Below are 12103 nucleotides of genomic sequence, written 5' to 3' on the forward strand. Positions count from 1 at the left end.
ACCTTTGTAGCGTGTTTAAAGAATATGATATAATTGTAGTAGGGGCAGGGCACGCTGGCTGTGAAGCTGCTGCAGCTGCCGCTAATTTAGGTTCATCTGTTTTATTGGTTACGATGAATATGCAGACAATTGCCCAAATGTCCTGTAATCCTGCAATGGGCGGTGTAGCAAAAGGTCAAATAGTTCGGGAAATTGATGCACTTGGTGGCTATTCAGGTATTGTTACTGATAGAACAGCTATTCAATTTCGAATGTTAAATAAATCTAAAGGTCCTGCAATGTGGAGTCCTAGGGCTCAAAGCGATCGGTTATTATTTGCAAAAGAATGGCGGGAAATGCTAGAACAAACTCCCCTGGTTGATTTTTGGCAAGATACAGTAAGTGGCTTAATTGTAAAAGAAGGTAGAATAAAAGGAGTGAAAACTACAATGGGTTTATCTATAAATTGTAAAGCTCTTGTTTTAACTAATGGTACCTTTCTTAATGGTTTAATACATATTGGTACAAAGCAATTTGGTGGAGGTCGAGTTGCAGAAAAAGCTGTATCTGGCATAACTGAACAATTACAAGAACTTGGTTTTGAAAGCGGTCGAATGAAAACCGGTACACCTCCTAGAGTAGATGGAAGAAGCCTTGATTACATGTTAATGGAAGAACAATTTGGTGACACAGAAACAGGGAAGTTTTCATTCACTGATACTAAAGCTCTTCAAAAACAAAGAAGTTGTTTTGTTACCTATACCTCACAAGAAGTACATGATGAGTTGCGAAAAGGTTTTGATGACTCGCCAATGTTCTCTGGCAGAATAAAGGGGCCAGGCCCCAGATATTGTCCTTCCATTGAGGATAAGATAGATAGATTTTCATCAAAAGACAGACATCAAATTTTCGTGGAACCGGAAGGTTGGAATACCGTGGAAGTATATGTTAATGGGTTTTCTACTTCACTTCCTGAAAATATTCAATTATCCGCTTTACAGAAAATAAAAGGATTTGAAAATGTAAAAATGTTCAGACCGGGTTACGCTATAGAATATGACTATTTTCCACCGGTACAATTAGAACATACTCTTCAAACAAGACTTATTAAAAATCTATTTTTTGCCGGACAAATCAATGGGACTACAGGATATGAAGAAGCCGCCTGTCAAGGAATAATTGCAGGTATTAATGCACATCAATCAATTAATGACAAACCTTCTTTTTCCATTAAAAGATCTGAAGGATATATAGGAGTATTAATAGATGATCTTATTAATAAAGGCACAAAAGAACCCTATAGAATGTTTACCTCAAGGGCAGAATTTAGAGTACTATTAAGACAAGATAATGCAGATATAAGACTTACTCAAAAATCCTTTGAATTAGGTCTGGCAGATAGTTCTCGAATGGAGAAGGTAACTGGAAAAATTAAACTTACTGCTGATCTAATAAATTTTTTAAAAGTTATTTCTATAAGCCCCGACCAAATTAATGGTATCTTAAATTTAAAAGATTCCGCCCCTATCAATCAAAAAACTAAACTTGCAGCTATTATTTCACGACCGCATTTACATATCTCAGATCTCTTTAATATAAATGCAACAATAGCTGAAAAATTAGAAAGCTTTGAAAAGGAAATTATAGAACAAGCGGAAATTAATATCAAGTATGAAGGATACATTCAAAAAGAGAGAGAACAAGTCGAAAAAATGTTACGCTTAGAGAATGTTGCTATCCATCAAACACTTGATTATAATAAACTTACATCACTCTCAAATGAAGCAAGAGAAAAGCTTACTGCTATTAAACCAAGAACTCTTGGACAAGCAAGCAGAATTAGCGGAGTTTCGCCTTCGGATATTTCAGTATTAATGGTTTATATGGGCAGATGATACAAGATCACAAATTCAAATTCTATTTATTCTTAATTTGTATATTTTTAAGTTCCTGCGCTAATGTAGTGACCCCTCAAGGGGGGAAAAAAGACACAACTCCACCACAAGTACTAAATTATCAACCCGAAAATGAATCCGTAAATTTTGAAGGCAAAACAATTCAAATACTATTTGATGAATATATTCAAACATCTGATCTATTTAATCAAGTAATTATTTCTCCACCAATGAATAACATGCCTGAATTTAAAATAAAAGGTAAAAAATTGATTATCAATATTTTAGATGATCTTAGAGATTCAACCACATATACTATAAACTTTGGTTCTGGAATTAAGGATAACACTGAATCAAATACATTGGAAAATTTCACATATGTTTTTTCTACTGGTGACCAACTCGATTCACTTCAAGTGGTAGGTAATATTATAAATATAATTACAGGAAGACCAGAAAAGAATTCAGTTGCAGTCCTTTATCCTGATTTTATAGATTCATCCTTTCAATATTCTAAGCCTTGGTATTTTGCAAAGGCAGATGCAAATGGAGACTTTACTATACCAAATATTAAATCCGGAAAGTATCAATTATATGGTTTAACAGATCAAAATTTTAATTATTACTACGACTTACCTAATGAGTTAATCGCATTTATAGATACTGCAATTACTCCAGATTCTATAAATCAATCATATCAATTACAATTATTCTCCGAAAACCACATTCCTCAACAATTACTAGAGGCTAAATCATTATCTTATGCATCTAGCCGACTTGCGTTCTCCAAAAGCATTGATAATACAACAATTGAATACAATTCGAATCTTTTAAAACAATCCAATATCACAAATGATACTATTTTCTTTTGGTCATCAGACACAGTAATAAAACAACATAATTTTCAAATTAAATATGATTCAATTGATACCTCAGTAATTGTCCAATTAAAATCCTTTCCTTCCGAAAATTATAATCACAAAAATATAATCTCAACCAATTATTACAATATAAAAAAGCCAATAAACAACATAGAAAATCCTTATCTGTTAGATATAAATAAGCCATTGGAAATTATTTCAACCTTTCCAATTCAAAATATTTCGCATCAATTAATGAATTTTTTTGAAGACACGTCACCTAATCCAATTTCGGCAACATTTGCATTGGATACTCTTTTAAGAGATAAAATAACTACTTCATTAAAATTCTTACCAAATAAACAATATCAACTTGTAATTAATAAAGGAGCAATTACAGACATTTTTGATTCACAAAATGATTCGTTAATAATATTTTTTAAAACCCGAAGTGCAGAAGATTATGGTAATTTGAAAATCAAAATAAAAACCACAATAACCTACCCTATTATTTTGGAATTATTAAAAGATGATTTTACCATTGTCAGAAATGAATATATTTTGTCGCCTGATGATTCTGAAATTCAAATGCAATATTTATTGCCAGGAACATATAATCTGCGTATTAGAATAGATCAAAATCATAATCAAAAATGGGATACGGGAAATCTAAAATTACTGCAACAGCCTGAACCAATCATTTTCTATAAAGATCCTCTTCCGATAAGAGCTAACTGGGATCAAACTATAGAATGGAAGTTAGAACATTGATTATCAATTGAATATGTATTCAATATTATAAAAAATAATATGTTTATTTAAGTGCGCTCTAATTGAAGAAAAAGATTTTTAAAAGATAACCTTTCATAAAAATGCTAAGCGCATTAAATTGCTTGAAATCCCACTAAATTTAAATGTAAGTATTAAATACCAAATGAAGGATCTGCCTTAAGACAATATGTTAACCCAAATGTGTCAATGCACCACTTTTTTAATTCTGCAATTTCTTCTTCCATTAATTTCTTTGCAGCTTTTCTAAATTCCATTCTGAAAAGTGCAGGATCAAAACTTACCTTTTCAAGGATAAGTTTAAAATATTCTAACATTGTCATTGGTAAATTATTTATTTGCTGAATGTAATACCAAAACGAGCTCTCATTTACTTATGTTGCATCTTAATCGAAACTTAACATTACAAAATAGTAACAGAAAATTGTGAGCTTGTCTATAACTAAAACAAATCAATCTTTAACTTTAAAGCATTAATAAGTTATAAAAAAATGAAACTAAGAATTATACTTTTCACAACAGTTACATTCTTCCTGGTAACTAATTCCAAAATAGTAACATCTCAAATTACTGCATATCCGGATACTACAGTTTGTAGTGGTGAAACTCTCACACTGTATTCCGAGGTTACAGAATTTTGTGGTGATTGCTATACCTATGAAGAAATTCCATATGCACCTGAAGAAATAGGTGGAGTAGCAACCTCTATGGTGGATGACACTTATATAGGTCCTTTTGATATTGGGTTCACATTTTGCTTTTTTGGAACTGATTTTACACAATTTTATGTATGCTCAAACGGATGGATAAGTTTTTCAGCGCCGGGTGGTAGCTGGGCTGGCAATTGGACTCCTGACGGTCCGATTCCGGACAACGCTGCAAACGTTCCGAAAAATGCAATTTTTGGTCCTTGGACAGATTGGTACACTGGCTTATGTGATGATTGTATTCATTATGAAACCATAGGAATATCACCAAATCAAAAGACAGTAATTACATGGGAGGAAGTTCCTTTGTATGAATGTACTTCAGATGTAGGCACATTTCAAATTGTTTTATATGAATCTTCTAACTATATAGACAATCATTTTGTAGATGTCATGGTTTGTCCAACTTGGGACATAGGCGTAGCAACTCAAGGAGTGCAAAATTCAGATGGAACAATTGCCTTTGCTGTCGATGGTAGAAATGCTACTGAATGGGCGGCAAGTGAAGAGTCTTGGAGATGGTACACCAGTGACTTAACTTGGTATGATGAAGATGGTTTAATAGTAGGTACCGGCCCAACTGTTGATGTAACTCCTGAAGAAACTACTACATATACCTTAGTGCAATCTCTATGTGATGGAACTACCCTTGAAGATGATGTTACCATTACTGTTGCAGAAAGTTTTGATGGCACATTAACCATAACAGATGTTTCATGTGGTGGTGATACAGATGGTTCAGCAACAATAAATTTAAGTGGCGCCGGTCCTTATACATATGAATGGTCAACCGGTGCAACAGGGTCAAATACTTTATCAGGTTTATCAGCGGGAGATTATAATGTTTTAGTAATTGCACCTGATGGTTGCCAAAAAATATTTGAATTTACAATTGCAGAACCTATACCATTAGTATTAGAAATTGAAGACATAAATGATAATCAATGTTATGGTTACAATGATGGCTCTGCAGAAATAAGCACAAGTGGAGGTGCCATACCATATACAATTTCAGTAAATGGCGATAGCGGGGCAGGAAGTATATTAACCGGTCTTACTGCCGGCGATTATGATGTAGTAGTTACTGATGCAAATGGATGTGAAGAGTCCACCACTTTTACGATTAATCAACCCGATGATATATCTATTTATGCAGGACCGGATCTTTCTATAGTATTTGGTGCATCAGTTACAATTGAAGCTGAACCATCTACTACGGAATTAAGTGGTGTTTCCTGGAGCCCGGGAGGAGGTACATTAAATTGTGATACTCTTATTGACACCACTGGTATTTGCTTTTCTTACACTGTTACTCCTGGTAATTCAGGTTATATTATTGTTGGAATTACTGATTTAAATGGATGTTATACTTCAGACTCGGTTTATGTTACAGTTATATATACAAATGAAGTGTTAATGCCAAATGCTTTTACACCTAACGGTGATAATATCAATGATAATTTTCAGGGAATTGCTTTTGATTTAGCAACTTATAATATGCAAATATTTAATCGTTGGGGTGAATTAATGTTCGAAACAAATTCCATTGATTATTCTTTAGGATGGGATGGAAGATACAATAATGAAGAGCAGGAAGTAGGTTCTTATGTTTATCTTGTAAATGCATTATTCAACACTGGAATTTCATTTAGTAAAAACGGAACATTCACTTTAGTGCGATAATAATTTTCTTAAAATTAAAAGAGGCTATATCAAAAGTGATATAGCCTCTTTTTTGTTTTATAAGTTATTTCACTTATTTATTTCCAAGGCCATCTGATACACTTTTTCATAATGCACAACAAGTGTATTCCAACTGAAATTTTCAGCATAACTTTCAACTGTATTTCGCAAAATAATTCTATCCCTTCTTTTTAATTGTACAAAGTTGAACATGATATCACATAATTGTTCAGCACTTTCATCAAAGGTTTTATTACGACGTTTTACAAGGTAAATTCCCTGCTCATCTGTATTGCGAAACTTATTATAAACATAGTCTCCAAAACCGCTTAAATCACTTGATACAGAAGGAACTCCACGAGCTACACATTCTAAAGGTGTATATCCCCAAGGCTCATAATAACTTGGAAAAATTCCTAAATGACATCCACGTACAAACTGCGGATAATCCATTCCAAACAATGGATTGGTTGGTGTAATAAAATCTGGATGATAAATTATTTTAACCTTATCAGTAGGCTTATTAATTAAATCTGCATTGCGTACAAAATTTATAATTTCATCTTCACTATCACTCGTTAAATTATGTGTTACCACGATTGGCCAATAATCGCTTTTCCATGATTGAATCATTTTACGATATCGATATTTCCAATAATCATCTACCAAACTATTTAACTCCGGCAAATTAGGATCAGGATTTACTGCTGCTTCCTTAAATAATTTTTCTTTTATCTGTTTTAATATCTCCTCACATGTAGAACGTATCTCATCCATCACCGCTCTTGAGTGTAATACTTTAGGATTGATAGATTCATATGGCTGCTTTGTAATAAAAAACATCACAACTGTTTTATCAATCTTTTCTTTTTTCATTCTCTCATTCAAGCGACGCAATGCCTCTAGTGTAAGATCATATCCTTTGTTGTGATATTCATATCTTCCTGAAGTGAAAAAATAGAGTGTTTGATCCAGATCGAAAGTATAAGAGTGAAAGAAATGACTCATTGTAAATTCATGGATTTTCTCCATAAACTGTGAGTGTAAATTTTGTAATTCATGTGTTGCTAGAAAGCGCAATAAGTTAAGTCCATTCGGTACAATATGATCTGGTTTTCTGCCCAACAAAAATTCACATTCTTTTCCGGTTACTTCACTTACTGTTGTAAATACATCGCAATCATTTGCAGCCATTCGCTCTAATCTTACCTGCGATTCAATATAAAATCTTTGTGCTGCAGGCAGCCATTCTATAGAAGATAAATTGCGGTAAAAATTGGTATCATTCATTGCAACATATCTACCCAAAATAGTAGCATGCGTGGTAAATACTGTGCGAATCTTTGAATTCACATGTTTCAATAATCCGATAGGCATACCCGTCATCCATTCATGAAAATGTGCAATCACTTCTTTGCCTACAATTGTCTTTTCAAGAATTTTAAAAAATTGAAAAACTAAATGACCGAAGTACAAAACTTCTTGCAATAGCTCATCCGGATTTACAATATTTATTTTATGATCATGTAGTAAATATTGACGTATTTCTTTAAACTTTCCCTCCGCTTGTTTTGGATTTATAAGTATAACTCTGGGCGTACCTTGTGTTAACCATTTACCATAAAATACTTCATAACCCTGAACACGCATTTCATCTACTGCCTTGCTTACAACATCATCAGGTTCTACAACTTCTTCAAATTCCGCTGGCAATTTATTATCTAATACCGGACCGATAAGGCAATATTGATCACCCCATTTTTCTACTATTGATGGCACCTTGCTACGTACCACGGTATAAATTCCACCTATTTGGTTGCACACTTCCCAGGCTACTTCTATTAATAACGGTTCGTATAAACTTTTCTTTGCCATATCTATTGGTCGAAAATTACTAAATATTTATTAGCAACACATTTGCTAATCATTTCTTTTTGCAGGTATATAATTATCTCTTACGAATTTACAATAATTACAATCGGAGTTATCGCAACCTACAGTAAATTCCATTTGCATTATTTTGTTATAGCTGTCAATTAATTGTGCTGATACAATTCCAATATCTTCATCCGTAATTTCTAGTCTATATTTTTCAAAAACATTATTCTTCTTATCAATCTCTATAAAATCAATTTCACCGCTTACCATCTTCCATGGTTTTAATTTCTGTGCATCCATTAATATTTTATAAAAAACTAATTGACGCCAATAATCTCCTCCATTTGGATTTTTATCATTAGGCTTTTTTAATTTTTCTTTACCTCTTTCCACACTTCCGGTTTTATAATCTACCACATTTACATCGGTACCATCAAATTCAATTTTATCAAATACACCTGTTATGGGAATACCATTATACTCTACTCCACGAATTGGATATTCAGTAACAAAAACTTTGTTCCAAGTTTTTATATAATTATTATAGAATGCCGGCAATATAAGTTTCCCCTGTTCCAATTTATTTTTAAATTGTTTATCTGTAAATGCATCTCTATTTCTGGCCATTTCCAATTCAAAATACAAAACAAATTCTGCTGCATTTGGAAATATTTGCTTAGAGCTTTCCTTCATGTTTTCAAACAACTTATGAAGCGCATTATGCACTGCAGAACCAAATGCCATTGAATCATTTTTTGCCTGCGGAACACGAATAATTTTTTCAAAATAAAACTTTACCGGACATTCCAGATATGCATTTAATGAGGAAGCACTCATCACAAAATTGTTGAGTCGCCTTGCTATAAATTCTTTGTCGAATAAATCAATTTCTACCTTCGGAGCTTCTGATAATTCACTTATTTTATATTCCAATAGAATAGATTCTGGAATCTCTTTTTCAGTAGAAATAATATCTGTATTCGATTTTAATTCAAGAATAAACTGTGATGGCTCCTGCTCTTTTTCTGCATTAGTTTTCTTAGAGTAGGATACATACAAATGTTGACGTGCTCTGGTAACCGCCACATAAAATAACCTGCGCAGACTTTCGGTTTTATTTTCAGCAGCAGTTAATGTCAATGTATCCGGCAGTTTAAAATTTTGATTTCCACTTTGTGCTTTTTCCCATTTATCCTTTACAGCTCCCATTAAAAATACATAGTCAAATTCCATCCCCTTAGCACTATGTGTCGAAATAAATTGCACTCCATTTTTTTGCATGATTGTTTTATAAACTGGTAAGCCCAATCCATGTATTTCCATACGTTCAATTAATTCCAGAAATTCTGAAATTAAAATATGCGGTTTCTTGGAAGCTTCTTCTTTTATTAAGTCAAAAAGTGTTGTAAATACTTCTAACAACCAGATGCGATTATTCTGTTTTATAATGTATTGCAACAATCCACTCTCGTTAAGCATTTTCTCAAACAACATCGGTAGTGTAAGTGTGGTGGATTCCGTTAACCAATATTGCATCGCCTTTTCAAAACGCAATAATGATTCAGGATTCTTCAATTTAATTTGCGACAATGCTTTATTATCTGCAAGTAAGGTTCGCCAGGAAATGTATTCCCGTTTATTTGAAATATATGCAGCAATAGAAGCTACATCATGTGGTGCAATATCAAAATAAGGGAAATGCAAAATGCGAAATAATAAATGCTCTCCGGAATTCGGTTTATGCGTTTCGGCAACAATATATTCAAACAGTTGTAGAAGGTTTTGTACTAACGGTGTTTCCAAAACATTCATTTTCTTTTTCACTTGAAAAGGAATACTGCGCTTTTCAAATAGCTGCATTAAATTTTCTGCCTGTGCATGACGATGATATAAAATTGCAATTTCTTGTAATGGTATTCCCTCATCACGCAATTGTTCCACTTGCATTATTATTCCTGCTTCTTCTTGCGCCAGGTTTTCATAAATATGAATTTCCGGTTTAAAATTATTTGCCTTTCTTTCCGACTTACTTGCAATTAAAGTTTTTGATAAGCCGGGTAATTTTTTAATAAGTCTTTCCTCATTATTATCAATTAAATATTTGGCTGAGTCTAAAATAGATTGTGTGCTTCTATAATTATCTTCTAGAACAATAAGGCGAATATTTCCTTTGTATTGATTATAAAAATCAAGAATGTTTTTCACTCGTGCTCCTTGAAATTCAAAAATACTTTGATCATCATCACCCACTGCAAACACATTTGGAATATCCCAATAATTAGTGAGTTGTTCTAATATTTTATTCTGCGTTCCATTGGTATCCTGAAACTCATCAATTAAAAAATATAAATATCTTTCCTGATAAGAAAGAAGCAGATTCTCATTATTCTCAAATGCATCTTTCACCCATTGAATCATATCATTAAAATCATATCTACCTGCTTTTTGCATTTCCTTTTGATATACATCATAGAGTGCAACACCTGCTTGCAACTGTTCCATTCTTTTTACTTCTTGCTCAATTGCCGCAGTTTTTAAATCCCCTTTGGAAAATCCTCTAGCTTTATTATTTGTCTTATAGATATACTCATCTCTGGTGGGTAAATCCTTTATATATAATTCAATTGCATCTAAAATTGTGGCAGGCATCCAGTTCTCTTTCTTCATGGTATCAAAAAGCCGGAGCAATCTTCCTGTTTCATAAGATTGATCATCATAAAACTTTTTCAAAATATTATTTGGTGGCAGATGCAGCAATATATTTTCTACCATAGTTACTTGTTCCAATTCCGAAACAGGTTCCAATGTACGAGTGCCAAAATAATCCTGATGTGTACGAATTACTTCATGGCAAAAAGCATGGAAGGTATAAATGCCCACACGATATGCAGCAGTGCCGATAAATGTTACAAGACGCTTTCGCATTTCTATAGAACCTGCATCTGTATAAGTAAGGCAGAGAATATTTTCTGGAAGCGTATCTGTTTCCTGTAAAATTTTACCGATTCGAATTGCAAGTATTTGAGTTTTTCCCGTTCCGGGACCAGCTACTACAAGCACGGGGCCTTCAATACAATCTACAGCTTCTTTCTGTCGTTCATTTAATTCCTGATATGCATTTTCAAAATGCGTTTTATCAAATTGTTCTTTTTTCATTGGATAATTTATGTTACGAATTTCGGGTAATTTTGCCCCCTTACATAATCAATACTTATTTAAATTAAAATTAATGATCAGATATTCTTATAGCGTTATATTTCTAATACTTTTTTCTTTGATTGTTGCATGCAAATCTGAAAAAAAATCTACAGATACTAATTCAACAGAAAATACAGATACTTTACAACTTACCGGTGGTGATACTATTTCATTCTTTGGCGGTGAAGAAGTAGATGATAGTCCTGTTGTAGTGGGCGAAGGTGAATTATATCTTACGTTTAATCCTATTACAGGTAAAACGTATTCTACTTTAATGGAAACAACTTCCAGGATTTCGCAAACCGTTAATGGTGAGGCTTCATCCAATATCATGAATTTATCTGCATCCAATAATTTAAAAGTGGAACAGCCAAATAGTGATGGATATTTTATAATTACAAGCTCTGTGAAAAATTTTAAATCAAAAGTTACTCAAGGTACAATAGAAGTAGCTTTTGAATCAGGAAAGAAATCTGCAGACCAAGATGCTGATATGTTGCGTCAGATTATGGATTGTTACATTGGTATGCCGGTTACTATTGAAATGGATAAAAATGCACGCATTTTATCAATGAAAGGAACGGATGCAATTCAGAAAAAAATTCAAACAGAATTAGGTAATGATGCGGTTATGGTTGCGCAACAAATGAGTGATTTAAATCAGGAAGTATTAAACAGTTTTGTTGCTTTTCCACGCAAAGCAATTAAACCCGGCGATACATGGATTACTATTGATTCTGTTGATATGGGTGGCGTTCCAACTATTATGAAAAATGTGTTTACACTTAAAAGTTTTGATAGCGAGCTTGCAAATATTTCAGTGAATTCTACTTTTTCTGTGGATAAAGATTATATCCGCAGCATTGGTGGAACCGGTAATGAAGTAACGATGACCGGCGGACAAAATGGTACTATGCAAGTTGATTCACATTCGGGTTGGACAAGAAGTGCAGAATTAAAACAAGATGTGAAAATGCATATTGAAGATCAAGGTCAACTAATTGATGTTTCGATAACAGGCAATACTACTTTTAAAATCATATAATTCACTTTTAGAATCAAGAAAGCAATACATACTTTATGTGTTGCTTTTTGCATTTATATATGGAATATG

7 protein-coding genes are annotated in these 12103 nt (G+C 33.0%); 4 read left to right on the forward strand and 3 right to left on the reverse strand.

The window, feature by feature from the left end; translation table 11 throughout:
* Positions 1 to 11: 11 nt before the first annotated feature.
* Both mnmG and IPN31_14495 read left to right on the forward strand, forming a co-directional pair.
* Positions 12 to 1874 carry a tRNA uridine-5-carboxymethylaminomethyl(34) synthesis enzyme MnmG gene (mnmG, locus tag IPN31_14490; protein ID MBK8683085.1) on the forward strand — a complete coding sequence of 621 codons (1863 nt, stop codon included), beginning with the start codon at positions 12 to 14 and terminating at the stop codon, positions 1872 to 1874.
* A 68-nt stretch (positions 1875 to 1942) separates the two neighbouring features.
* A complete protein-coding gene (locus IPN31_14495) occupies positions 1943 to 3505 on the forward strand; it encodes an Ig-like domain-containing protein (protein MBK8683086.1) in 1563 nt (520 codons plus the stop codon).
* Between the two features lie 152 nt (positions 3506 to 3657).
* Here IPN31_14495 and IPN31_14500 read toward each other — a convergent pair whose 3' ends face one another.
* A complete protein-coding gene (locus IPN31_14500; GenBank protein ID MBK8683087.1) occupies positions 3658 to 3840 on the reverse strand; it encodes a hypothetical protein in 183 nt (60 codons plus the stop codon).
* A gap of 174 nt (positions 3841 to 4014) precedes the next feature.
* Here IPN31_14500 and IPN31_14505 point away from each other — a divergent pair, with 174 nt between their 5' ends.
* Positions 4015 to 5913, forward strand: a complete 1899-nt coding sequence (locus IPN31_14505) for a gliding motility-associated C-terminal domain-containing protein (protein MBK8683088.1) — start codon at positions 4015 to 4017, stop codon at positions 5911 to 5913.
* Positions 5914 to 5982: 69 nt separating this feature from the next.
* Here IPN31_14505 and IPN31_14510 read toward each other — a convergent pair whose 3' ends face one another.
* A complete protein-coding gene (locus IPN31_14510) occupies positions 5983 to 7788 on the reverse strand; it encodes a glycogen/starch synthase (GenBank protein MBK8683089.1) in 1806 nt (601 codons plus the stop codon).
* A gap of 45 nt (positions 7789 to 7833) precedes the next feature.
* Positions 7834 to 10947: an ATP-dependent helicase gene (locus tag IPN31_14515; GenBank protein ID MBK8683090.1), complete on the reverse strand. Its 3114-nt coding sequence runs from the start codon at positions 10945 to 10947 to the stop codon at positions 7834 to 7836.
* A gap of 73 nt (positions 10948 to 11020) precedes the next feature.
* On the opposite strand from IPN31_14515, the gene IPN31_14520 reads away from it, so the two are divergent.
* On the forward strand, positions 11021 to 12034 hold the full coding sequence (locus tag IPN31_14520; GenBank protein MBK8683091.1) for a hypothetical protein: 1014 nt from the start codon (positions 11021 to 11023) through the stop codon (positions 12032 to 12034).
* The last annotated feature ends 69 nt before the right edge of the window (positions 12035 to 12103 follow it).

Source organism: Bacteroidota bacterium (genome assembly GCA_016715425.1).
GTDB lineage: Bacteria > Bacteroidota > Bacteroidia > Chitinophagales > BACL12 > JADKAC01.

Coding starts and splice junctions, on each gene's coding strand:
- IPN31_14510 (MBK8683089.1), bottom strand. CDS start 7,788: ATGGCAAAGAAAAGTTTATACGAACCGTTATTAATAGAAGTAGCCTGG.
- IPN31_14500 (MBK8683087.1), bottom strand. CDS start 3,840: ATGTTAGAATATTTTAAACTTATCCTTGAAAAGGTAAGTTTTGATCCT.
- IPN31_14520 (MBK8683091.1), top strand. CDS start 11,021: ATGATCAGATATTCTTATAGCGTTATATTTCTAATACTTTTTTCTTTG.
- IPN31_14505 (MBK8683088.1), top strand. CDS start 4,015: ATGAAACTAAGAATTATACTTTTCACAACAGTTACATTCTTCCTGGTA.
- IPN31_14515 (MBK8683090.1), bottom strand. CDS start 10,947: ATGAAAAAAGAACAATTTGATAAAACGCATTTTGAAAATGCATATCAG.